Below are 22,980 nucleotides of genomic sequence, written 5' to 3'. Positions count from 1 at the left end.
CCTACTCGGCGGCGCCCTTGATGTCGGCCGCCGGTGGCGTATAGGCCGCCTCCAACGCGGCAAACTCCGCCGGCAGCATGTCGCACATCACCTGCACATGCGGAATGACGTTGGCACCGACGATGAAGCCGAAATCGAGCTGGTCGCGATAGCTCTGCACGGTGATATTGAGCGCCTGCCCATGCGTCGCGATCGACACCGGGAAGATGTGCAGCAGCTCGGCGCCGGCGGCGTAGAGCGTCTGCCGCGGCCCCGGCACGTTCGACACCGTGATGTTCGCAGCCGGCGGCAGCACGTCCGACAGGTCGGAGCGGCTGTAGAGCAGCGCCAGGATCTGGACGATGATCGGCGTGCCCAGCATCGAGATGTTGGAAACCTGCGGCATCAGCGCCCGCAGCGGATGCGACATCTCCTTGGACTTGGTCGATTGCGCGATGATGGCTTCGAGCCGCGCCTTGGGGTCCTCGATGTTGGTCGCGATCGAGCAGATCATCCCGAACACCTGGTTGTTGGCCTCGGTGTTGCCCTCCTCGCGCAGCGAGATCGGCACGGCAGCGGTCAGCGATTTTGCCGGCAGCGTACTGTATTGCTTGAGATAGCGCCGGACCACACCGGAGGCGAGCGCCAGCACCACGTCGTTGAGCTTGCCGCCGGCCTGCTTGGCCAGCGCCTTGGATCGCGACAGCGAGATCGACACGCCGGCAAAGCTGCGCTCCGAGGAAATCGACTTGTTGAGCATGGTCGGCGGCGACATCATGCTGGCGAGGCTCTCGCGCGACTTCGGATCGGAAATCTTGCCGAGCACGTCGGAGACGCTTTTGACCATCGTCGGGATATTGCCGGCAAAGCGGACCGCGCTCTCGATCTGGTACATCGCATTGTCGAACAGAATCGAGCCGATGTCGCTCTTGCCGGTTCGCGGCAGTTGCAGGTTCTTGGCGGCGGCCGACGCATCGAGCGGCTGGGTAAAAAGCTGCTGATAGGAATCGAGCAGGGTCGCGGCGATATCGCGCGGCTCCTGTCCGGGCTTCACGCCGCCCGTCGGCGGATCGACCTTCCGCGGGACCGGCGAGATGTCGTAGATCATGTTGGTCAAGGCAGCACCGGCGCCGCCGTCAATGGCGGCATGGTGCATCTTGGAATAGAGACCGACCTCGTTGTCCTTCATGCCTTCGAACACGTAGAACTCCCAGAGCGGGCGGGCGCGGTTCAGAAGCTTGGCGTGCATCCAGCCGACGATGCGCTCGAGCGTAGCGCGGTCGCGCGGTGCCGGCAGGCTGGCGCGGAAGATGTGGCGGTCAATGTCGAATTGGTCGTCTTCGACCCAGGAGGGATGGTCGATGTCGAGCGGCGCTTTCTCCAGGCGTGCTTTGAGGATCGGCGCGATATGCAGGCGCGAGACGATCATCGCCTTGAAGTCTTCGAAGAAGTCACCCTTGTAGTCGTCGGGCAGGCGGAAGATCGCCATGCTCCCGACATGCATCGGCATTTCCGGCGTTTCCAGATAGAGAAATGATGCGTCCAGCGACGACAGCTTCTTACCGTCAGCCATAGTTCCCTCCCGAATATTTGACGGGCGCCTTGGTTGGCGCTTCTCGTCAGGTCGATATTGCCCGTTCCGGCGGGGCATATGCAATGGCAAACGGCCCTGCCCGGTCAAATGGCCAGAACTCCCCCTCCGGTTGTGCCAGGCGATCCGCCACGGCCCACAACGCAGCCGGGTTCACCCCGAGCCCGATATGGCTCGCCAGGTGCACCTCGATGTTCTCGGCACGATCCGAGGGGCGCAGCAGGCAGGTCCGCCAGTTCACGACGCCGTCGGTGCGCGAATAGATCGACGTCGCCGGCACTGGAAGATCGCCGGCGATCGCTTCACGCGCTTCCGCAAAATCCTCGACGCGCTCGCCGGACAACATCTCGTAGAGCGCGGTCGCATTGGTTGCCCGCACATCGTTGGCGAAGGGGCTGCCGAGCGTAACGACATTGCGGACCATGTCGGGCGCCTGAAGCGCGAGATCGCGCGCATAGACACCGCCGAGGCTCCATCCGACCAGACTGACCTTGCGTCCGCTCGCGGCATGGATTTCCGTGAGACGGGCGCGCAGGGCTTCCCGCATCCGGCCCAGCCCACCGAGATTGCGGCCCATCCGCCAGGCTTGCGCCTCATAGCCGAGTGCGCCGAGATAGCGTCGCATCGGCGCCATCGAGAGGTCGCTGGCGAGAAAGCCCGGCAGCGCCAGCACCGGATGGCCGTCGCCTTTGGGCGCGCGCATCAGGACAGGCGATAGCAAAAGGCTGGCGTTGAACTCGAACACGCTGCGCGCTTCCGCAAGCAGCAGACCGAGGCCCGGCGGACGTAGCCGGCCTGACGCCTGCGACCCGTCCGGCTCGGACGGCATTATTTCTTCTTGTCGGCGCCGCGCGGGCTGCCGAGCCCCGCCATGGTGACGAACATGTCCTGAAACCGCTCGGCGAGCTTTGGATCGAAGGTGAACCAGCTCTGGATCAGCGATTCCGGCGAGACCTTGTCGATGTTGCTCAACACCTGCTGCTGTAGCTTGTCCATCACCGCCGTCTGCATCGGAGCCAGGTCGGGCAATCCGATGAACTGGCGGGCCTCAAGGGGGGTGCAGTCGATTTCGATGTTAACTTTCATGTCCCCTCCAGATGAGATTCGAGCGGCGCGGCACAGTATCGCCGCGACATGGTATGCGACGCAAGCGACCTGAGACGGACGGCCGGACAATGGCTCCTGCAATCGCCGGATATGGTCAATCAAATCGCGCCCACGAACACGCTCGCCTGGCGGCCGGCGAGGCAATTTCCGCTCCTGTTCCGGGATCTCGCAGGTCGAAAGTCGAATGGCGCCCGCGCGCCTCTCGTCCCACAAATTGTTGGTCAGCATTGCTGCACAGCGGTGCAACTTGGCGCGTTCCTTGCTGGAATGGCGCTTGCACGGGTCGAGAACTCTGGGCAACATGGATCGATCGGCCCCGCCGAACAATAAAAATGACGGCGCGGGCGAGTGAAGAGGGTCAAGAATGTCAGTCGGACGAAGTCTGTTTGCGGCGACGCTCGCCGGTGTGCTTGCGATGGCGGTCTCGCCGGCGTCGAGCCAGACGCTGCGCTACGCCAACCAGGGTGAGCTGAAGTCGCTCGACCCCTACACACTGAACGAGTCGACCACCAGTGCGCATCTCGGTCATGTCTATGAGGGCTTGGTCGCCCGCGACAAGGACCTGAAGATCATCCCGGGGCTTGCCGAGAGCTGGGAGACACCGGAGCCGACACGTTGGCGCTTTCACCTGCGCAAGGACGTGAAATTCCACAATGGCGACCCCTTCACCGCTGACGACGTCGTGTTCTCGGCCGAGCGCGTGCGGGCGAAAGGCTCGAATTTCCAGAGCCGCGTTCCCGCCGACGCCAAGGCGGTCAAGATCGACGATTACACCGTCGATTTCGTCCTGACCTCGCCCAATCCCATCCTGACGGCGCTCTGGGCGACCTGGTACATCATGGACAAGAAATGGGCAGAGGCGAACGATGCGGTGGCGCCGACACCGGCCGCCGCCACGACCCCGAGCTACGCCTCGCTCCATGAAAACGGCACCGGTCCCTTCATGATCGAGAGCCATCAGCCGGGCGTGAAGACCGTCTTCAAGGCCAATCCGAACTGGTGGCGCAAGCCGGAACATAATCTGAAGGAGATCATCTTCACGCCGATCGCATCCCCGGCCACGCGTGTCGCGGCCCTGCTGTCGGGCGAGGTCGACGTGATCGAGCCGGTTCCGGTCCAGGATATTCAACGTGTCAATTCGAGCCCCAATGCCACCGTGCTGACGGGACCCGAACTCCGCACCATCTTCGTCGGCATGGATCAGCAGCGCGACGAGCTGTTGTACTCCAACGTCAAGGGCAAGAACCCGTTCAAGGACGTTCGCGTCCGCGAGGCCGTCTACCGGGCGATCGACATCGAGCTGATCAAGAACCGCGTCATGCGCGGCCTCTCGACACCGTCCGCGCTGATGGTTGCGCCGGAGCTCTATTCGCTGTCGAAGGACTTCACCCGGCCGAAGTTCGACCCCGACGCCGCCAAGAAGCTCCTGGCGGACGCCGGCTATCCCGAGGGTTTCGAAGTCACGATGGACTGCCCGAACGATCGCTACGTCAATGACGCCGCGATCTGTCAGGCCGTCGTCGGAATGCTCGCCCGTATCGGCATCAAAGTGGAGCTGCTGGCGCAACCCAAGGCGCTGTATTTCGCCAAGGTGCTAAAGCCCGGCGGCTACAAAACTTCGCTGTTCATGCTCGGCTGGACCCCGGATACACTCGACGCCCATAACGTGCTGCACGACATCATGGGCTGCCGGGACGATCCCAAGGATCCGAACCGCGGCGAGGCCAATCTCGCCGGCTATTGCAACAAGCAGTTCGACGAGATCGCCGACAAGGTCCTCGTGGAATCCGATCCGGCCAAGCGCGATCAGCTGATCAAGCAGGCCTGGGACATCTCGATCAAGGACTGGGCCTATGTCCCGCTGCATCAGCAAGCGCTCGCTTGGGGCGTGTCGAAGAAGGTGAAACTGACTCAGCGCGCGGACAACCAGGTCCTGCTCTATTGGGCGACCAAGCAGGACGAGTAGGTGTCGACGAGTTGTGAAGTCCCGGAAGCCTCAGCTTCCGGGACTTGCTGTTTAAGGATTTGCCGTTTCGGGCGAACGCGATGATGCGCGCCCCTGAAGATATGTGAAAGGAACAGATGCTCGCTTTCACACTGCGCCGGGCCATCCAGGCCATCGGTGTCATGATCGCCGTCGGAATCATCTCGTTCTCGATGTTCCGCTTCGCCGGCGATCCCGTGAACCAGATGGTCGGGATGGATACGTCGGGCGCCGAACGCGCCGCAATCCGCAAGTCGCTCGGCCTCGACGATCCCGTGATCGTGCAGTTCGGCCACTACCTCGGCAACGCCGCGCAGTTCAAGTTCGGCATCTCCTACCAGTTCCGTCTGCCCGTCAGCAATCTCCTGATGGAGCGGATGCCGGCAACGCTGGAGCTCGCCATCTGCGCCACCATCTTCGCGATGGTCAGCGGCATCCTGATGGGGGTCTATTCGGCGCTTCGCCGTGACAGCTGGCTCGCGCATGTATTCCAGGCCGTCTCGCTGATCGGCATCTCGCTGCCGACCTTCCTGATCGGGATCCTCATGATCTACCTGTTCTCGGTGACACTGGGCTGGCTGCCCTCGTTCGGGCGGGGCGACGTGGTGCATATCGGCTGGTGGACGACTGGGCTCCTGACTTGGTCAGGGTTGAAAGCGCTGATCATGCCCTCGATCACCCTCGGCCTGTTCCAGATGACTCTGATCATGCGGCTCGTCCGCGCGGAGATGCTCGAGGTCATGCGGACCGACTATATCCGCTTCGCCCGCGCCCGCGGGCTCACCACACGGGCGATCCATTTCGGCCACGCGCTGCGCAACACGCTGGTTCCCGTGATTACTGTGGCGGGCCTGCAATTTGGCTCGGTCATTGCTTTCGCAATCATCACCGAGACCGTATTCCAGTGGCCGGGCATGGGGCTGCTGTTCGTGCAGGCCGTTCAGAACGTCGATATCCCGATCATGGCGGCCTATCTGATGATGGTGTCCCTGATCTTCGTCACCATCAATCTCGTGGTTGATATCCTCTACACCATCGTCGATCCGCGGCTGCGCTCGACGGTCAGCGGGGCGCACTGAGATGAGCGAAGCCGTCGTCCCGCACAAGGTCGAAGACCGCGGCTCGCGCGCCGCTCCACCGGGCTGGTTCAAACGCGCGCTCGACAGCGACCTGTTCTATTCCTTCCGCCGCTCCAAAATCACCATGATCGCGGCTGCGGTGACGCTGCTGTTCTTCCTGATCGCGATCTTCGCCTCGGTGTTGTCGGTACAAAATCCGTTCGATCCGGCGCAGCTCCAGCTGATGAATTCGCGCATCTCCCCGCTCTGGACCGCCGACGGCCAGAGCCCGTTTCTGCTCGGCACCGACGAGCAGGGCCGCGACGTGCTGTCGGCCATCCTCTACGGCCTGCGCATCTCGCTGCTTGTCGGCGTCCTCGGCGTCGTCTTGTCTGGCGCGCTCGGCATCATGCTTGGGTTGACGGCCGGCTATTTCGGCGGCGCCGTCGACGGGCTGATCATGCGTATCGCCGACGTGCAGCTTTCCTTTCCAGCCATCCTGATTGCGCTCTTGATCAACGGCATCGCCAAATCGGTCTTCGGCAACAAGCTCGACGAGATGAGCATGTTGGCGGTCCTGGTCTTCGCCATCGGGCTGAGTTTTTGGGTGCAGTACGCGCGCACGGTGCGTGGTTCGGTGCTGGTCGAGAAGAACAAGGATTACGTCGCAGCCGCGCAATTGATCGGCCTGCCCGCCCCCGTGATCATGCTGCGCCACGTGCTGCCGAACACGATGGGGCCGATCCTCGTGATCGCTACCATCAACCTCGCGCTCGCCATCATCACCGAGGCGACGCTATCCTTCCTCGGCTCGGGCATGCCCGAGACCATGCCCTCGCTCGGCACGCTGATCCGCATCGGCAACGGCTATCTGTTCGCAGGCGAATGGTGGATCGTCGCATTCCCCGGAATCGCGCTCGCGGCCCTGATCCTGTCGATCAACCTGCTTGGCGATTGGCTGCGCGACGCGCTCAACCCGAAACTCCGATGAGTATCCAGCGTTCATGACCGAACCCGTTCTCTCCGTCCGCAATCTTCAGGTCGAGTTCGCCTCGCGCCGCGGCACACTGCGCGCCATCGACGGCGTCTCCTTCGACATCGCCAAGGGCGAGGTGCTCGGCGTGGTCGGTGAATCCGGCGCCGGCAAATCCGTCACCGGGCTCGCGGTGATCGGCCTGATCGATCCGCCCGGCCGCATCTCCGGCGGCGAGATCCGCCTGTCGGGTCTGCGCATCGACAATCTGCCGCCGGAGGAGATGCGCCGCGTCCGCGGCAAGCGCATCGGCATGATCTTCCAGGATCCCCTCACCTCGCTCAATCCGCTGTACAAGATCGGTGACCAGATCGTGGAGACGATCAGAACCCACCTGAACCTCTCCGAAACCGCCGCGCGCCGCCGCGCCATCGACCTTCTTGCCGAAGTCGGCATCCCCGCGCCCGAAAAGCGCATCGACGGCTATCCCCACGAATTCTCCGGCGGCATGCGCCAGCGCGTGGTGATTGCGCTGGCGATCTGCGCCGAGCCCGAGCTGATCATCGCGGACGAGCCGACCACCGCGCTCGACGTCTCCGTGCAGGCGCAGATCATCACGCTGATCAAGCGGCTCGGCCGCGACCACGGCACCGCAGTGATGCTGGTGACCCACGACATGGGCGTGATCGCCGAGACCTCCGACCGCGTCGCGGTGATGTATGCCGGCCGCGTCGCCGAGATCGGACCGGTGCAGGACGTCGTCAAGAACCCGCTGCATCCCTATGCGAAGGGATTAATGGGCGCCATCCCAACGCTTGCAGGTGAGGACAAGCGGCTGGTGCAAATCCCGGGCTCCATGCCGCGCCTGTCGGCAATCCCGCGCGGCTGCTCGTTCAATCCGCGCTGTGCCTCCGCGTTCGATCGTTGCCGTGTCGACCGGCCCGAGCCGCAGCCGCGCGGCGCGCAATCGGTCGCCTGCCATCTCTATGACGGCGTGCCGGCGGAGAGCGCGGCATGAGCGCCCCCTTCGTCGAGGCCAAGAACCTGCGCCGTGTCTTCGACGTCTCGAAGCCATGGCTCAACCGCGTGCTCGAAGGCGGGCAGCTCGAATACCTCAAGGCGGTCGACAGCGTCACCTTCGACATTAGGAAGGGCGAGACTTTTGCACTGGTCGGCGAATCCGGTTCGGGCAAGACCACAGTGGCGCGGATGGTCGTCGGCCTACTGCCGCCAAGCTCCGGCAGCGTATTGATTGACGGCGTTTCGATGACCGACCCGCGGCAGGCCCAAGCGCGCCGAAAACTACGCCGCCGCATCCAGATGATCTTCCAGGATCCCTATGCGAGCCTGAACCCGCACTTCCGCGTCGACGCCATCATCTCCGAGCCGATCCGTGCCTTCGACCTGATCCAGGGCGAGCGCGACATCCGGGCCCGCGTCGGCGAACTGCTCAGCCTCGTCGGCCTGCATCCCGACGACCGGTTGAAGTTTCCGCATGAATTCTCCGGCGGCCAGCGCCAGCGCATTGCGATTGCGCGGGCGCTTGCCTCCGACGCCGAATTCATCGTCTGCGACGAGCCGACCTCGGCGCTCGACGTCTCCGTGCAGGCGCAGATCCTCAATCTGATGCGCGACCTCCAGGACAAGTTCGGCCTGACCTACATGTTCATCAGCCACAACCTCGCCGTGGTCCGCCACATGGCGAGCCGTGTCGGCGTGATGTATCTCGGCCGCATTGTCGAGATCGCGGAAGGACGCGAGCTGTTCTCCCATCCGCATATGCCCTACACCAAGATGCTGCTAGGCGCCGTGCCAGATCTGGCCATGAGTGGCCGCCAGCGCATTCCGGTCAAGGGCGAGATTCCGAACCCGATCAACCCACCGCCCGGCTGCGCCTTCAATCCGCGTTGCCCGCTGGCATTCGATCTCTGCCGCAAGGAGGCTCCGGAACTGATTGACGGCGTCGCCTGCCACGCGGTTAACACCGCGCCGGTCCCGGCGTGACGCGCGCGTGCCATGCGGCCCACGCATTGGCGGCCAGGCATTGCCTGTGATCAATTGCGCGCGCGACAAATAAGGTAGCGAATTTCCATGGCCAGCAAAGTCAATCCCGATCCCTTCACGACGCGCCCCGAAATCGAAGGCACGTTCGGCGTGGTCGCCACCACGCACTGGATCGCGACCGCCGTCGGCATGGCCACGCTGGAAAAAGGCGGCAATGCATTCGATGCCGGCATCGCCACCGCTTTCACGCTCCAGGTGGTCGAGCCGCACCTCAACGGCCCCGGCGGCGACGTTCCCATCATCGTCCATGACGTCAAGCGCGGTCGCACCGAAGTGATCTGCGGCCAAGGGCCTGCGCCGGCGCGTGCCACCATCGCCCACTACAGGAGCGAGGGCCTCGACATGGTGCCCGGCACCGGCCTGCTCGCGGCCTGCGTTCCCGGCACCTTCGAATCCTGGATGATGCTGCTCCGCGACTACGGCACGCTGCGCCTGCGCGACGTGCTGGAGCCCGCGATTTCCTATGCGCGCGACGGCCATCCGCTGGTCGAGCGTGCCTGCGCCACGATCCAGACCGTCGAGCAACTGTTCCGCAAGCACTGGCCGACCTCGGCCGCAGTCTACCTGCCGAATGGCGAAGTGCCGCGGCCCGGCACGCTCTTCACCAACAAGACGCTGGCGGCGACCTACGCTCGTATCCTGAGCGAGGCCGAGAGCGGCGGCGGCGGCCGCGATGCCGAGATCGAGCGCGCGCGGAAGGCCTGGTCGCACGGTTTCGTCGCCGAAGCGATCGACAAATTCTGCCGCACTCAGGAGGTGATGGACGTCAGCGGCTCGCCGCATCGCGGCGTGCTCTCGGCCGACGACATGGCGCGCTGGCAACCGACCATCGAAGCGCCGCTCACCTACGATTATGGCCGCTACACCGTCTGCAAGGCGGGCGTCTGGAGCCAGGGCCCGGTGATGTTGCAGCAGCTCGCTTTGCTGAAGGGCTTTGCGCTCGACGGGCTCGACCCGACCGGGCCTGAGTTCATCCATCTCCAGATCGAATGCGCCAAGCTCGCCTTCGCCGATCGCGAGAAGTTCTACGGCGATCCCAAATTCAGCGAGATCCCGATCGGAACGCTGCTGTCGGATGCTTACAACGACGAACGCCGCAAGCTCGTCACCGACAAGGCCTCGCTCGATCTCCGGCCCGGCGCGATCGAGGGCTTTGGCGGCGTGGTCAAGCTGCGCCGCGCCGAAGGCCAGCGCGAGGCCGTTGGCGCGCTCGGCGCCGGTGAACCAACGGTCGGGCGCTTCGGCGAGGTGCGCGGCGACACTGTGCATTTCGACATCATCGACAAGGCCGGCAACATGGTCTCGTCGACACCGTCCGGTGGCTGGTTGCAATCCTCGCCTGTCATTCCCGAGCTCGGCTTCTGCCTCGGCAGCCGCGCGCAGATGTTCGATCTGGATGAGAACCAACCGAGCTCGCTCGCGCCCGGCAAGCGGCCGCGCACCACGCTGTCGCCGACCATGGCTCTGCGCGATGGCGAACCCTACCTCGCCTGGGGTTCGCCCGGCGGCGACCAGCAGGATCAGTGGATCACGCAATTCTTCCTGCGCCACGTCCACTGCAACCTCAATCTCCAGGAGGCGATCGACGCGCCGGCCTGGCATTCCGAGCATTTCCCGATCTCGTTCTGGCCGCGCACCTCGCGCCCCGGCGTGCTCGTGATCGAGAACCGCGTGCCGGAGGCGACGATCGAGAACCTTCGCGAGCGCGGGCATATCGTCGAGGTCGGACCGGACTGGTCCGAAGGCCGCCTCACCGCGGCCTCGCGTGTCGGCGTGCGCCGCCGTGCCGCCGCCAATCCGCGCGGCATGCAGGGCTACGCCGCGGGGCGCTGATGGACAACATATGACCTGGTCGATCATCGCCCGCGATCCTGCCACCGGCCAGTTCGGCATCGCCGTTGCGACCCGCTTCTTCGCCGTCGGGGCACGCGTGCCTTACATCGCCGCTGGCCTCGGCGCGATCGCCACGCAAGCCTTCGTCAATCCCTATTACGGCATCGACGGCGTCAAGCTGTTGCGCGAGGGCCTCAACGCGCACGACGTGCTCGCCACACTGCTCGCGACCGACGACGGGCGCGAAAACCGGCAGATCCACATCATGGATGCAAATGGCGCGATCGCAGCGCATACGGGCCGCGATTGCGTCGACTGGTGCGGGCACATCGCAGGCAGCGGCTTCTCGATCGCCGGCAATATGCTCGCAGGCTCGGACGTCCTCGACGAGACGGCAAAGACCTACCTCGCCAATGACAGTCTGCCCTTCCCGCGCCGCCTGCTCGCGGCCATGCGCGCCGGCGAAGCCGCCGGCGGCGACAAGCGCGGCAAGCAGTCGGCGGCGCTCCTGATCCACGGCGAGGAGGAGTGGCCCGCGCTGGACGTTCGCGCCGATGATCATCCCGATCCGCTCGGCGAACTCGAGCGGCTCGAGCGGGTCAGTCACGAGCTCTGGGTGCACTTCCGCGGCTCGCTTCCGACGCGGCGCAATCCCGCCGGCAATACCGATCGCGGCGTCATCGACGCCAGCATCGCCGCGGCGCGCGCAAGGCAGTCATGAGCGCTAGCCCCCTCATCGAGATCAGGGATCTCCGCATTCGCTTCCACGGCGATGACGGCCGCATCACGCATGCGGTCGACAGCGTCGATCTCAGCGTCGCCAATGGCGCAACGCTCGGCCTCGTCGGCGAGTCCGGTTGCGGCAAGAGCGTGACGTCACTCGCGATCATGGGATTGCTCCCGAAGCAAAGCGCGGAGATATCCGGCGCAATTCGCTTCGACGGTTTCGACCTGTTGAAGACCTCGGACCAGACGCTGCGCGACTTGCGCGGCAACCGCCTGGCAATGATCTTCCAGGAACCGATGACGTCGCTCAATCCGAGCCTCACCATCGGCGACCAGATCACCGAGACGATCCTGCGTCACCGCGGCGGCTCCCGGCGCAGCGCGCGGGACCGTGCGATCGACCTGCTGCGCCGCGTCCACATTCCCTCGCCCGAGCGCCGGATCGACGAATATCCGCACAAGCTCTCCGGCGGCATGCGGCAGCGCGTGATGATCGCGATGGCGCTCGCCTGCGACCCTCGCCTCCTGATCGCCGACGAACCGACCACCGCGCTCGACGTCACCTTGCAGGCGCAGATCCTGGAGCTGATGCGGGAATTGAAGGCGGCGAGCGGTGCCGCCATCATCCTGATCACCCACGATCTCGGCGTGGTCGCCGAGGTCTGCGACGAAGTCGCTGTGATGTACGCGGGCGAAATCGTCGAGCGTGCGCCCGTGGATGAATTGTTCTCCATGCCGCAGCATCCCTATACGGTCGGCCTGCTCGGCTCGATCCCACGACTCGACCACCGCGCCGAGCAACTCGCGACGATCGAGGGCATGGTCCCGAACATGATGCAGCCGCCCGCCGGCTGCCGCTTCGCCGCGCGCTGCCCGTTCGCGCTGGACGCCTGCACCAAGGCGCCGCCGCCTCTCGTGGAAGTCAGCCCCGGCCACCTCTCGCGCTGCATCCGCGCGCCGCTCGAACTCCTGGTGTCGTGATGGCGCTGCTCGAGGTCGAAGGCCTGGTCAAGCATTTCGTCGCCGAGCGCTCGATCTTCGGTCGCGCGCTCGCACATGTCAAAGCAGTCGATGGCGTCAGCTTCTCGCTCGACGCCGGAAAGACGCTGGCGCTGGTCGGCGAATCCGGCTGCGGCAAATCCACCGTCAGCCGCCTGGTGCTGCGGTTGATCGAGCCGGATGCAGGCGCAATCCGCTTCGAAGGCCGCGACCTTCTCGCTCTCGACGCCGCCGCGCTGCGCGCCTTCCGCCGCGAGGCGCAGATTATCTTCCAGGATCCCTACGCTTCGCTCAATCCGCGCATGACGGTCGGCCAGATCCTGACCGAGCCGCTGGCGCTGCACAATCTCGTGCCGCCTGCCCGGCGACGCGAGCGCGTCGAGGAGATATTGCGGCTGGTTGGCCTGGAGCCGCGGCTGGCGCGGCGCTACCCGCATGAATTCTCCGGCGGCCAGCGCCAGCGCATCGCGATTGCCCGCGCGCTCGCGGTCGAGCCGAAGCTGATTATCTGCGACGAGCCCGTCTCCGCGCTAGACGTCTCGATCCGCTCGCAGATCCTCAACCTCCTGCGCGAGCTTCAGGACCGGCTCGGCCTCGCCTACATTTTCGTCTCGCATGATCTGGCCGTGGTCAAGCACATCGCCGACCACGTCGCGGTGATGAATCTCGGCCAGATCGTCGAGACGGCGGAAGCGGATGCGCTGTTCGCCGCCCCGCGCCACCCCTATAGCCGCGCGCTGCTGTCCGCGATCCCCGTGCCTAAACCACGGGCAAAGCGCAGCCGGATTGTGCTCCAGGGCGAGATCCCCAGCGCGCTGAACCCGCCGCCGGGATGCCGCTTCCACACCCGCTGCCCCTACGTCGTCGACCGCTGCCGCAGCGAAATGCCACAGCTCGTGCCGGATGGCATCGGACATGCAACGGCCTGCCACCGAACATCGGAACTGCCGTCGTCCGAGGCGATCGTCCCAATGGACGGCGGCTTCTCGCCGGTCCTTGAAAAATTGGTCGCCGCCTTCAGCGGCAGCCTGGAAGCAGCGAGCGGCGGCGGGGTTAGTTCATTGAGGCCTGACCCGGTCTAGCCGTCAAACAGAGGTTGAGAACGATGAGTTTTGTGCGTTTGGCATTTCTGGCGTCGGCATTGCTGACGTCGCTCGCGGGCACAGCCCAAGCCCAGACCCAAGCCCAGACCACGCTACGCATCGGCATCGCCGAGGACCCAGACATCCTCGATCCCAGCATCGGCCGCACCTATGTCGGCCGCATCGTGTTCTCCGCCTTCTGCGACAAGCTGTTCGACATCGACGAGAAGCTCAACGTCGTGCCGCAGCTCGCGCTGTCCTACCAGACCTCGACCGACGGCAAGGAGATGACGATCAAGCTGCGGCCGAACGTCAAATTCCATGACGGCGAACCACTGGATGCGGAGGCCGCAAAATTCTCGATCGAGCGTCACATGACGCTGCCGACCTCGTTCCGGAAGTCGGAGCTCGCCAGCGTCGATCATGTCGAAGTTGTCGATCCCCTGACCATCAAGCTCGTGCTCAAAACTCCCTACTCGCCGCTGATCGCCCAGCTCACCGACCGCTCCGGCATGATGGTATCGCCGAAGGCTGCCAAGGAAGCCGGCGACAAGTTCGGCCTCCATCCGGTCTGCGCCGGCCCGTATAAATTCGTCGAGCGTATCCAGCAGGACCGCATGGTCTTCGAGAAATTCGCCGACTACTGGAACAAGGACAACGTCCATATCGACCGCGTCGTGTTCCTGCCGATCGTCGACGCGACGGTGCGGCTGGCGAATCTCAAGTCCGGCGGCCTCGACCTGATCGAGCGCGTGCTCGCCACCGACATCAAGGACGTCCGCGCAGATCCCAAGCTGGTGCTGTCGACGGCCCCCGAGCTCGGCTATCTCGGCCTGACCATCAACATCGGCAACGACAAGGCCAAGGGGCCGCTGAGCCAGTCGGCGAAGGTGCGCCAGGCGCTGGACCTCTCGATCGATCGCGAAGCCATCAACCAGGTCGTGTTCAACGGCGAGTTCACCGCCGGCAATCAGTGGGTCAGCCCGACGCATCCCTATTATCAGAAGTCATTCCCCGTTCAGGGCCGCGACATCGCCAAGGCCAAGGCGCTGTTGAAGGAAGCCGGCGTCAGCCTTCCCGTGACCGTCGACTACATGGTCCCAAAGGGAACGGAGTACGAGGCCGTCGCCCAGGTCGTGCAGTCCATGGCCGCGGAGGCCGGCTTCGACATCAAGATTCGCGCCGTCGAATTCGCGACCACCTTCAAGCAGTCCCAGGCCGGCGAGTTCCAGGTGTTCCAGATCAACTGGAGCGGCCGCATCGATCCCGACGGCAATTCCTACATCTTCATGCGCAGCAAGGCGCCGCAGAACGATGGCGGCTACGCGAACCCGGAAGCCGACAAGCTGATGGAAGAAGCGAGGGCGGTCGCGGGCTTTGATGAGCGCAAGGCGATCTACGAAAAGCTGACCAAGATCCTGCTCGCCGACCTGCCGATCATCTACATCTATCACCGCACGCTCCTGATCGCGCACACGACCAAGCTGGAGGGCTACAAGCAGATGCCCGACGGGCTGGTGCGCGTGGTCGGGTTGAAGTTCAAGTGATCGCGGCTGCGCCCAGGACGCGAGCTGCGCCATGCTGAACTTCCTCGCTCGCCGCATCGCGCAGATCATACCGACGCTGTTCTTCGTGTCGGTGCTGATCTTTTCGCTCCAGCAATTGCTGCCGGGAGATCCCGCGCTGGTCATGGCCGGAGAGGAACGCGATCCCGCCGTGATCGAACAGATCCGTCAGCAGTACAAGCTCGATCAGCCGATCCCCGTGCAATACGTCTATTGGCTCAAGGGGGTCCTGACCGGCAATTTCGGGGAGTCACTGCGCAGCAAGATGCCGGTGCGCGAGCTGATCGCACAGAAGCTGCCGGTGACGCTCCAGCTCGGCTCGATGGCGATCCTGATCGCCTTCCTGATCGGCATTCCCGCCGGCATCGTTTCCGCGGTGAAGAGGGGCACGGTCTGGGACTATGGCGCTAATCTGTTCGCGCTATGGGGCATCTCGACGCCGAACTTCTGGCTCGGGATCCTGATGATCTTCCTGTTCTCGATCGAGCTCGGCTGGCTGCCGGCCTCAGGCTATGTGCCGCTCAGCGAGAACTGGCGCGCGAGCCTGGCTGCCACCATCATGCCGGCCTTCGTGCTCGGCAACGCGATTTCCGCGATCCTGATGCGGCATACCCGCAGCGCCATGCTGCAAGTGTTGGAGAGCGATTACGTCCGCACGGCGCGCGCCAAGGGCCTCTCCGAGCGTTCCGTGATCCTCAAGCATGCCATGCGCAATGCGCTGACGCCCATCATCACGCTCGGCGCGCTCGAGCTCGGCACGCTGCTGTCGGGCGCGGTGCTGACCGAGCAGATCTTCTCCATTCCCGGCTTCGGCAAGCTGATCGTGGACGCCGTCTTCAACCGCGACTACGCGGTCGTGCAAGGCGTCGTGCTGGTGACCGCCACCGTCTACATCACGCTGAATCTCGTTGCAGACGTCGCCTATATCCTCGTCAATCCGCGACTGCGGGGGTAGCGCCATGACCGACGCCGCGCTACCCGTAAGCCCCGTCACGCAAGCCTACGAGCTCGACAGCCCGGCACGCCGCGCGCGGCGGCGGTTGTTCAAGCGCAAGGCTGCTGTGTTCGGCCTTGTCGCAATCACGACGTTCATCGCTCTTGCGCTGCTGGCCCCGCTCATCGTGCCCTACGACCCCATTGCGACGAGCTGGAGCCTGGTGCGCAAGCCGCCAACCATGGCGCACTGGTTCGGCACCGACGAGCTCGGCCGCGACATCCTCAGCCGCGTCATCTACGGCGCTCGGGCCTCGCTGCTTGCGGGCCTGATCTCGGTCGCGATCGCGCTCGGCATCGGCGTGCCGCTCGGCCTGCTCGCCGGCTATCGCGGCGGATTCACCGACGCGCTGATCAGCCGGATCACCGATGCGATGCTGGCCTGCCCGTTCCTGATCCTGGCGATTGCACTGGCGGCGTTCCTCGGCCCGAGCCTTACCAACGCGATGATCGCGATCGGCATCTCGGCCACGCCGATCTTCATTCGCCTGACCCGCGGCCAGGTGCTGAACGTCAAGTCCGAAGACTATGTCGAGGCCGCGCGCGCGCTTGGCAACCCCGGCTGGCGGATCGCGTTTTCGCACATCCTGCCGAACATCATGCCCGCGCTGCTGGTGCAGGCCACGCTGTCGATTGCGGCCGCCATCATCGCCGAAGCCGCGCTGTCGTTCCTCGGCCTCGGCCAGCAGCCGCCGGCGCCGTCCTGGGGCAGCATGCTCAACGCGGCGCAACGCTTCCTGACCCAGGCGCCGTGGATGGCGATCTGGCCGGGGCTCGCGATCTTCCTCGTCGTGCTCTCGTTGAACCTGCTCGGCGACGGCCTGCGCGACGCCCTCGACCCGCGCCAGCGCTAGAGCCGCGTTCCGGGGCTCTAGATTCCTTTTTTGACGCGTTTTCTTGACGCGAACCGGTACCCACTTCGCTTGAAAACGCTTTAGATCACCGTCTCGCGCATCACGCGGCGGCAATCCATCTCATATTCGAGATCGACCACCGGCGGCCGCGCAAAGTGCCAGGTCAGGCCGGAGCGTAGCGCGCCGTGACGAACCAGCTCTTCGACAAGCGCATGGTGGAAATCGTGCACGGAATAGGCCTGCACGCCCGTGGTATCCTTCCAGCCGAAGCCGAAAGCGGTCATCCGGTTCTCCATCTGGGACGTCGTCGTGAAGCGCACCTTCTCGCGCAAGCCCTCCGGACTGAGGTCGCGGTAGCGCACGGTGCGCTCGACATAGGTGCCGCTGCCCTCGCGCGCCTCGGCACCGCCCGCGATCACGAAGCTTGGCGTCTTCGATCCCGTCGGGCGCGTGAAGGAGAAGGCGTAGAACGACGGCTCGGACGGCGGATCGATCTCGGGACAGACATTGCTGCGCGCCACCGGATTGGTGGTGCCGTCGAAGATGCCCCATTCCGACAGCGTCTTGACATAGTGCAGGTTGAAGGCGCGAAAGCCTTCTTCGCTGAAGGCCGCCGGTGAGCGCAGCTCGCAAGCGCAGAACGCCGTCAGCGGGCGCCCGGCCTCCTTGATGTACTTCGCCGCGAGCGCAAAGCCTTCGGCGAGCGGCACGAGTCGGTCGAACCGGACGCGCTCGATCTCATAGCCGGCATCTGCCGCTGCACCGGCCGAATACTGGAACACGGACGGAATGAAACGATAATTTCCGGCGGCGAATTCACGCGTCATGTCAAACTCCTATTCCAGTTGCATGCGGATGCCCTTGGCACCGTTGAGCAGGCGCTTCAGGTGAAAGCCGGCCAGGGGATCGTCGGCATGCATGCCGATCAGCGCGGCGAAGGCCGGCATGGCGGCGACGTCGCCGGTTTCCATCTTGGCGAAAGCCTCGGAATATTGCGCCGTCTCCGGCGCTTCGAATCTGACCTGCGGCAGCGGCTCGTACGCGCGCAGGGGCTCACTGCGTCCACGCAGCATCAGCTCACCCACAGGGCGGCCCTGAAAATTCTCGGCGCCCCCCGCGATGCTGGCACTGACGCAGATGCGCGTGCCGAGATGCTTGTTGGCCGCCTCCAACCGCGCCGCGATGTTGATGCTGTCGCCATAGGCGGTGTAGTCGAAGAAGCGATTGCCGCCGAAATTGCCGACCAGTGCCGGCCCGGCATGGGCGCCGATGCGGGTGGCGCCGAAGCTCACACCCCTCGCCTTCCAGCGCGCGCAAAAATCCTGCGCCCAGGCGTCGAGATCGTGGACGCAAGCGACCGCACGCGTCGCATAGTCCGGCTGGTCGCCGGGCGCGTTGAAGAGCACCTGGATCGCGTCGCCGATGATCTTGGCAACGGTACCTTCATGCTCGAAGACGATCTCGGTCATGCCGCCGACATATTCGTTGAGGAGCTCGCCGAGCGTCTCCGGCGCCGCGCTCTCCACCAAGGACGTAAAGCCGGTGATATCCGTGAAGATGGTGGCGACGTTCCGCCACTGCACCTCCATGCCGTTGCCCTCGGCATCCACCGCCAAGCGCCTCGCGATCTCCGGCGAAAAATAGCGCGACAGCGAGGCATGGGCCCGCTCGGCCTCTAGCTGGCGACGCCGCACCTCGCGCAGCATCTCGATGTGACGGATGGTCTTCTGGATGGTGGTTTCCAGGTCGACGAAGTCGATCGGCTTGGTCAGAAAGTCGAACGCGCCGCGGTTCATGGCGGTTCGGATGTTGCTCATATCGCCATAGGCCGAGACGATGATGGTCGACTTCTTGTCCTCGGCCTCCTGGAGCTTCGCCAGCAGCGACAGCCCGTCCATCCGCGGCATGTTGATATCAGCGACGACAAGGTCGACGTGCGGATGCCGCTCGATCGATTCCAGCGCGTCGAGGCCGTCGCGCGCGAACATGATGTTCACCAGCCCGTCGCGGATCTGCTTGCGGAACTTCTGCAAGATCAGCGCTTCCAGATCCGGCTCGTCGTCGACGAAGAGGATGGTCGGGGTCGTCATGCCGCCTGCTCGAGCCTGGTATCGATCTCCTGGCGCAATTGCGCAAAGTCGATCGGCTTGGTGAGGAGCCCTGTCGCGCCGCGCTCGATCGCGGTCCTGCGCGTCTCGGCGTCACCATAGGCCGTGATCATGATGACGGGAACGTGCGGGTAATCAGCGCGCACCTTGGGCAGCATGTCGAGCCCGCTCATGCCGGGCATGTTGATGTCTGACAGAATCATCATCAGCGAGGGATCGCGAACCTCCGCCGCGCGCCTGAGCGCGTCAGGCGCGGAGGGCGCAAACTCCATCTGGAAGCGGCCGGCACGCAGGTCGCGCCGGAACTGCTGCCGGAACAGCGCCTCGACGTCGGGCTCGTCATCGACGACCAGGATGTAAACGCTCAAGTCCTGCCTCCGGATGTACCCCCCGCTGCCATCGTGCGCGGCAGCGTGATGATGAATTCGGTGAATACACCGGGCTCGGTGTTCACGTCGATCGTGCCGCCATGCTGTTTCACGACGATGTCATGGCTCATGGACAGGCCAAGCCCGGTCCCCTCGCCGGCCGGCTTGGTGGTGAAGAAGGGATTGAACATCTTCTCCTTCACGTCCGGCGGAATCCCGGTGCCATTGTCGCGGATCCGGATTTCGACCCTGCTGCCCAGACTCTTCGTCGCTGCGCTCAGGGTCGGCTCGAAACCATCAGCCGCACTTTCCTTGCGCTTGGCAGCCGCGTAGAAGCCGTTCGAAATCAAATTGAGGAAGACGCGCGCAATCTCCTGCGGATAGATGTCGGCCATTCCGGCGGCTGGATCGAGGTCGCGCTCAAGCGTGACATTGAATCCGGGCCGCTCGGCGCGCGCGCCGTGATAGGCCAGATTGAGGCCTTCCTCCACGATCGCGTTGATATCGGCAGCGCGATGCTCGCCGGAGCCTTCACGCGAGTGCAGCAGCATGTTCCTGACAATGGAATCGGCGCGCTTGCCGTGCTGTACCACCTTATCGAGATTTCCCCTGAGCATGCCGGTCAGCTCGTCGACCTCTTCCCTCGTCTTGTCGCCGAGCGAAGCCGATTTCAGGACATCGTTGAGCTCGTCGATCAGCTCCGTCGACACCGACGAGAAATTATTGATGAAGTTGAGCGGGTTCTTGATCTCATGGGCGATGCCCGCCGTGAGCTGGCCAAGCGAGGCGAGCTTCTCGGTCTGGACCAGGCGATCCTGCGCAGTGCGCAATTCGTCAAGCGACTGCGAGAGCTCCATCGTACGCTTGCGCAACTCATTCAGCAGCCGCGTGTTCTCGATGGCGATGACGGCTTGCTTGGTGAAATTCTCGACCACCGCAATCTGCTTGTCGGTGAACGGCCGGACTTCCTTGCGATAGACTGCGATCGTGCCGATCAGATCGCCTTCCCTCAGCATCGGCACGATGACGATCGTGCGGGCGCCGGCGACGTCGGAGATTCCTCGAATGGATGAACCTCCAGCAAGATAGGCAGGCGTGTTTTGCACATCGTGAACGTGAACAACCTGACGTGTCCCGACGACGGCGGCGAGCGCACTCTCCGGATGAGGACGGATCGCCACATCTCTACGTGAAGCGGCGAACGCAGGCGGTACGTTGTAGTCAGCCGCAATGGTGAAGCCTTCACCGTCCCACAGATTCATGATTCCGAAACTCGCGCCACAGACTCGCGTGGCATTCTCGAGCATCTTGTGGAACACGGGCGTGAGTTCGCCCGGAGACGAACTAATGACCTGCAGCACCTCCGAAGTCGCTGTCTGCTGCTCCAGCGACTCGCTCAATTCAGCCGTTCGCACCTCGACCTTCTTTTCCAAATCCGCGTAGGATTCCTGCAACCGCGCGCCCATGTCGTTGAACTGGTCGGCGAGCCCTTCGAGCTCGTCGCCGGTCCTGATCGAGATGCGCTGGGAGAAATCGCCGCCGCCGATGCGCTCGGCGCCGCTGCGCAGCGCCTGGATCGGACCGACCATCCGTCGCGCCAGGAAGATTCCCGCAAGCACCGCGAAGATCGACGCGGCGAGCAGTACGATTGCGAGCCGCTGTAGCGACGCATAGAGCGCGGCATAAGCCTCCTCCACTGGCAGCTCCACGAACATGGTCCAGCCGAGCGGCGCGATCGGTGCCGATGCTGTCAGGACCTTCTGTCCCTGGATATTGGTCGCCTCCTGCAATGCATCGGGCATCGTTCCGCCGCTGGCTTGCACGGCCTTCACCTGCGCCAACCCCGACATGTCGGTGTTGCGCAGCACCAGGCTGATGTCGGGATGCGCGATCAGGCGCCCCTGCTGACCGACCACATAGGCGTGTCCATGCTCGCCGACCTTGATCTGGGAGACCACGTCCCAGATCAGCTTGAGGTTCACCTCAGCTATGCTGACGCCGGCATCCTTGCGTGTGCCGGCCAGCGCCAGCGTCATGTAGGGCTCGGATTCCCGGCGGAAATAGACCGGCCCATAATAGACCTTGTGCGCGACGGCTTCGGTGAATTTCGGATCGCTCGACAGGTCGATGCCGCTGTCTATCGCGTCCATGGCCAGCCGCGAGACGCGCAAGCGCTCCTTGCCGGTCGAATCCACCTGGGCGAGCTCGGTGATCGCCGGCACCTGACGCAGCAGCCGCAACGCGTCAAACCGGCGCTGCTCGATTGAGCCCGCCGCCCATGGCAGTTGCGTGGTCCAGCCGAGCTGGCTCTCGATCTCTTTGACGAACTGGCTGATCTTGGCGGCCGCTGCCTCGGCCTGCTCATGCTGGACCCGGATCAGCGAGGCCTTATGTTCGCGATAATAGAAGAAGACCTCGAATAGGCCGTTGGCCAGCAGTGCTACGGCGACGACGGCGACGAACAGCGCGACATATTTGGTGAACAGCCGGGTCCTGATCCCGCGCCCCGCCTCGCCGGACGCGACGCCATCCCCGGTCGCACGCGGCAGGGTCCTGGTTTGCGGGGTGTCGGGATGGACGGAAATGCTCATTCGCCCAAACCTAGCAAGAAGGCCGGGGGTTGTCTCTCACCGCAGCGCACAGGGTTACTCGATGACCTCATCGGCAAGTGCCAGCAGGGTGGGCGGAATTTCAAGTCCGGTTGCCTTGGCCGTCTTGAGATTGATCACCAGGGGATAGCGGGTCGGCAGCTCGAACGGCAGATCACCGGGGTTTGCCCCGTTGAAGATGCGGGCGACCAATGCGGCTGCCCGCTCGAAGGATTCCGAGGAGTCGGCGCCATAAGACATCAGACCGCCGTCGCGGGCGAATTGGTCAAATTCGTAGATCGCCGGCAGCTTCCGGGTGGCGGCGAACTCGAAGACGCGCTCGCGGTTGAGAATGGTGAGCGCGTCCGCCACCATCAGGATGCCGTCGGGCAAATCGTCATTCATTGCCGAAAAAGCTTCGTTGAAATCGTCGGGTTCGCGGACGCCCAACGCCTGCACGGTCAGTCCAAGCGCCTGGGCAGCCTTCGCCGACGCCTGATAGCGCGTCGTCATGCCGAGGTCGTCCTTGTTCCAGAGCATCGCGACCTTGGTCAGTTTCGGCGACATCTCCTTGAGCAGCGACAGCCGCTTGGCGCTGAGGGTCGCTGCGACGTCCGAAATCCCGGTGATCTTGCCGCCCGGATGCGCCAGGCTCTCGATCAACCTGGTTTCGACGGGATCACCGATGCCGCTGGCCGCGACGGTGGCAATGCCGGCCGCTTTGGCGGCCATTGCCGTCGGGTAGCCAATGATCACGATGGCATCGACGTTCTTGGCCTTCAGCTCCGCGATCAGCGCGGGAAGCATCGTAACATCGCCCAGCGCGCCCCGCGCTTCAAAGGTCAAGTTCTGACCAAGCTTGAAACCACGCTCGTCGAGCACCTTGCTCAGGATCTTGCCGCCTCGACTCTCCGCCGTAATCGGCGCGATCGGCGTCAGCGTGCCCAGATGATAGACCTTGCCGCTCTGAGCCACGGCAGAGCACGGCACCAACAACGAAGCACAGCCGAGCCCGCCCAGGAATTCGCGCCGCCTCATCATACTTTCCCTGCCCTGATACTTTCCCTGCCTTGGCGCAACGCACGCCGAGCAAGTCTAACACGGGACA

The 22,980-nt window shown here is 64.3% G+C and carries 20 protein-coding genes; 12 read left to right on the top strand and 8 right to left on the bottom strand.

What is annotated here, in order from left to right; all coding sequences use genetic code 11:
• Position 1: 1 nt before the first annotated feature.
• The 3 genes from UP06_RS38595 to UP06_RS38585 are packed head-to-tail and all read right to left on the bottom strand — an operon-like array spanning position 2 to position 2,656.
• Positions 2-1,552 (bottom strand): wax ester/triacylglycerol synthase family O-acyltransferase, encoded by a 1,551-nt coding sequence (locus tag UP06_RS38595; protein ID WP_045008955.1) that lies wholly within the window; start codon positions 1,550-1,552, stop codon positions 2-4.
• A 46-nt stretch (positions 1,553-1,598) separates the two neighbouring features.
• Complete coding sequence (locus tag UP06_RS38590) at positions 1,599-2,399, bottom strand: lipase family protein (RefSeq protein WP_045008954.1); 801 nt, start codon at positions 2,397-2,399, stop codon at positions 1,599-1,601.
• Positions 2,399-2,656 carry a DUF6489 family protein gene (locus UP06_RS38585; RefSeq protein WP_045008953.1) on the bottom strand — a complete coding sequence of 86 codons (258 nt, stop codon included), beginning with the start codon at positions 2,654-2,656 and terminating at the stop codon, positions 2,399-2,401. The genes UP06_RS38590 and UP06_RS38585 overlap by 1 nt, the downstream gene beginning before the upstream one ends.
• A 385-nt stretch (positions 2,657-3,041) precedes the next feature.
• On the opposite strand from UP06_RS38585, the gene UP06_RS38580 reads away from it, so the two are divergent.
• From UP06_RS38580 to UP06_RS38525, 12 genes are all read left to right on the top strand, one after another.
• Positions 3,042-4,643: an ABC transporter substrate-binding protein gene (locus UP06_RS38580; protein WP_045008952.1), complete on the top strand. Its 1,602-nt coding sequence runs from the start codon at positions 3,042-3,044 to the stop codon at positions 4,641-4,643.
• Between the two features lie 116 nt (positions 4,644-4,759).
• Positions 4,760-5,740: an ABC transporter permease gene (locus UP06_RS38575; protein WP_045008951.1), complete on the top strand. Its 981-nt coding sequence runs from the start codon at positions 4,760-4,762 to the stop codon at positions 5,738-5,740.
• A 1-nt stretch (position 5,741) separates the two neighbouring features.
• A complete protein-coding gene (locus UP06_RS38570; protein WP_045008950.1) occupies positions 5,742-6,710 on the top strand; it encodes an ABC transporter permease in 969 nt (322 codons plus the stop codon).
• Between the two features lie 13 nt (positions 6,711-6,723).
• Positions 6,724-7,710: an ABC transporter ATP-binding protein gene (locus UP06_RS38565; RefSeq protein WP_045008949.1), complete on the top strand. Its 987-nt coding sequence runs from the start codon at positions 6,724-6,726 to the stop codon at positions 7,708-7,710.
• Positions 7,707-8,696 (top strand): ABC transporter ATP-binding protein, encoded by a 990-nt coding sequence (locus UP06_RS38560; protein WP_045008948.1) that lies wholly within the window; start codon positions 7,707-7,709, stop codon positions 8,694-8,696. The genes UP06_RS38565 and UP06_RS38560 overlap by 4 nt, the downstream gene beginning before the upstream one ends.
• Positions 8,697-8,783: 87 nt before the next feature.
• On the top strand, positions 8,784-10,589 hold the full coding sequence (locus tag UP06_RS38555; RefSeq protein ID WP_045008947.1) for a gamma-glutamyltransferase family protein: 1,806 nt from the start codon (positions 8,784-8,786) through the stop codon (positions 10,587-10,589).
• 10 nt (positions 10,590-10,599) lie between these two features.
• Positions 10,600-11,310 (top strand): DUF1028 domain-containing protein, encoded by a 711-nt coding sequence (locus UP06_RS38550; protein ID WP_045008946.1) that lies wholly within the window; start codon positions 10,600-10,602, stop codon positions 11,308-11,310.
• On the top strand, positions 11,307-12,296 hold the full coding sequence (locus tag UP06_RS38545; protein WP_045008945.1) for an ABC transporter ATP-binding protein: 990 nt from the start codon (positions 11,307-11,309) through the stop codon (positions 12,294-12,296). Before UP06_RS38550 ends, UP06_RS38545 begins: the two co-directional genes overlap by 4 nt.
• On the top strand, positions 12,296-13,396 hold the full coding sequence (locus UP06_RS38540) for an ABC transporter ATP-binding protein (protein ID WP_045008944.1): 1,101 nt from the start codon (positions 12,296-12,298) through the stop codon (positions 13,394-13,396). Before UP06_RS38545 ends, UP06_RS38540 begins: the two co-directional genes overlap by 1 nt.
• Before the next feature lie 23 nt (positions 13,397-13,419).
• Positions 13,420-14,943: an ABC transporter substrate-binding protein gene (locus UP06_RS38535; RefSeq protein ID WP_045008943.1), complete on the top strand. Its 1,524-nt coding sequence runs from the start codon at positions 13,420-13,422 to the stop codon at positions 14,941-14,943.
• Positions 14,944-14,974: 31 nt separating this feature from the next.
• Positions 14,975-15,916: an ABC transporter permease gene (locus tag UP06_RS38530; RefSeq protein WP_045008942.1), complete on the top strand. Its 942-nt coding sequence runs from the start codon at positions 14,975-14,977 to the stop codon at positions 15,914-15,916.
• Between the two features lie 4 nt (positions 15,917-15,920).
• Entirely contained in the window at positions 15,921-16,808 is an 888-nt protein-coding gene (locus UP06_RS38525) for an ABC transporter permease (protein WP_045008941.1), read from the top strand.
• Between the two features lie 80 nt (positions 16,809-16,888).
• Here UP06_RS38525 and cnbZ read toward each other — a convergent pair whose 3' ends face one another.
• Genes cnbZ through UP06_RS38500 form a run of 5 tightly spaced genes read right to left on the bottom strand, consistent with a single transcriptional unit; the run spans position 16,889 to position 22,913 of the window.
• A complete protein-coding gene (cnbZ, locus tag UP06_RS38520) occupies positions 16,889-17,635 on the bottom strand; it encodes a 2-amino-5-chloromuconate deaminase CnbZ (protein ID WP_045008940.1) in 747 nt (248 codons plus the stop codon).
• Between the two features lie 9 nt (positions 17,636-17,644).
• Positions 17,645-18,898, bottom strand: a complete 1,254-nt coding sequence (locus tag UP06_RS38515; RefSeq protein WP_045008939.1) for an adenylate/guanylate cyclase domain-containing protein — start codon at positions 18,896-18,898, stop codon at positions 17,645-17,647.
• Positions 18,895-19,284 (bottom strand): response regulator, encoded by a 390-nt coding sequence (locus UP06_RS38510; RefSeq protein WP_045008938.1) that lies wholly within the window; start codon positions 19,282-19,284, stop codon positions 18,895-18,897. Before UP06_RS38510 ends, UP06_RS38515 begins: the two co-directional genes overlap by 4 nt.
• Entirely contained in the window at positions 19,281-21,875 is a 2,595-nt protein-coding gene (locus UP06_RS38505) for an ATP-binding protein (RefSeq protein WP_045008937.1), read from the bottom strand. Before UP06_RS38505 ends, UP06_RS38510 begins: the two co-directional genes overlap by 4 nt.
• Positions 21,876-21,929: 54 nt before the next feature.
• A complete protein-coding gene (locus tag UP06_RS38500) occupies positions 21,930-22,913 on the bottom strand; it encodes an ABC transporter substrate-binding protein (RefSeq protein WP_045008936.1) in 984 nt (327 codons plus the stop codon).
• Positions 22,914-22,980: the final 67 nt, after the last annotated feature.

Source organism: Bradyrhizobium sp. LTSP857, assembly GCF_000938285.1.
In the GTDB taxonomy this organism is placed as follows: domain Bacteria; phylum Pseudomonadota; class Alphaproteobacteria; order Rhizobiales; family Xanthobacteraceae; genus Bradyrhizobium.
The sequence above is the reverse complement of the archived record's forward strand: the minus strand, read 5'-3'. Positions and strand labels throughout refer to the sequence as shown.

Bases quoted from the DNA above. Each gene is read 5' to 3' on its own strand.
- UP06_RS38595 (WP_045008955.1), bottom strand. From the start codon at position 1,552: ATGGCTGACGGTAAGAAGCTGTCGTCGCTGGACGCATCATTTCTCTAT.
- UP06_RS38590 (WP_045008954.1), bottom strand. From the start codon at position 2,399: ATGCCGTCCGAGCCGGACGGGTCGCAGGCGTCAGGCCGGCTACGTCCG.
- UP06_RS38585 (WP_045008953.1), bottom strand. From the start codon at position 2,656: ATGAAAGTTAACATCGAAATCGACTGCACCCCCCTTGAGGCCCGCCAG.
- UP06_RS38580 (WP_045008952.1), top strand. From the start codon at position 3,042: ATGTCAGTCGGACGAAGTCTGTTTGCGGCGACGCTCGCCGGTGTGCTT.
- UP06_RS38575 (WP_045008951.1), top strand. From the start codon at position 4,760: ATGCTCGCTTTCACACTGCGCCGGGCCATCCAGGCCATCGGTGTCATG.
- UP06_RS38570 (WP_045008950.1), top strand. From the start codon at position 5,742: ATGAGCGAAGCCGTCGTCCCGCACAAGGTCGAAGACCGCGGCTCGCGC.
- UP06_RS38565 (WP_045008949.1), top strand. From the start codon at position 6,724: ATGACCGAACCCGTTCTCTCCGTCCGCAATCTTCAGGTCGAGTTCGCC.
- UP06_RS38560 (WP_045008948.1), top strand. From the start codon at position 7,707: ATGAGCGCCCCCTTCGTCGAGGCCAAGAACCTGCGCCGTGTCTTCGAC.
- UP06_RS38555 (WP_045008947.1), top strand. From the start codon at position 8,784: ATGGCCAGCAAAGTCAATCCCGATCCCTTCACGACGCGCCCCGAAATC.
- UP06_RS38550 (WP_045008946.1), top strand. From the start codon at position 10,600: ATGACCTGGTCGATCATCGCCCGCGATCCTGCCACCGGCCAGTTCGGC.
- UP06_RS38545 (WP_045008945.1), top strand. From the start codon at position 11,307: ATGAGCGCTAGCCCCCTCATCGAGATCAGGGATCTCCGCATTCGCTTC.
- UP06_RS38540 (WP_045008944.1), top strand. From the start codon at position 12,296: ATGGCGCTGCTCGAGGTCGAAGGCCTGGTCAAGCATTTCGTCGCCGAG.
- UP06_RS38535 (WP_045008943.1), top strand. From the start codon at position 13,420: ATGAGTTTTGTGCGTTTGGCATTTCTGGCGTCGGCATTGCTGACGTCG.
- UP06_RS38530 (WP_045008942.1), top strand. From the start codon at position 14,975: ATGCTGAACTTCCTCGCTCGCCGCATCGCGCAGATCATACCGACGCTG.
- UP06_RS38525 (WP_045008941.1), top strand. From the start codon at position 15,921: ATGACCGACGCCGCGCTACCCGTAAGCCCCGTCACGCAAGCCTACGAG.
- cnbZ (WP_045008940.1), bottom strand. From the start codon at position 17,635: ATGACGCGTGAATTCGCCGCCGGAAATTATCGTTTCATTCCGTCCGTG.
- UP06_RS38515 (WP_045008939.1), bottom strand. From the start codon at position 18,898: ATGACGACCCCGACCATCCTCTTCGTCGACGACGAGCCGGATCTGGAA.
- UP06_RS38505 (WP_045008937.1), bottom strand. From the start codon at position 21,875: ATGAGCATTTCCGTCCATCCCGACACCCCGCAAACCAGGACCCTGCCG.
- UP06_RS38500 (WP_045008936.1), bottom strand. From the start codon at position 22,913: ATGATGAGGCGGCGCGAATTCCTGGGCGGGCTCGGCTGTGCTTCGTTG.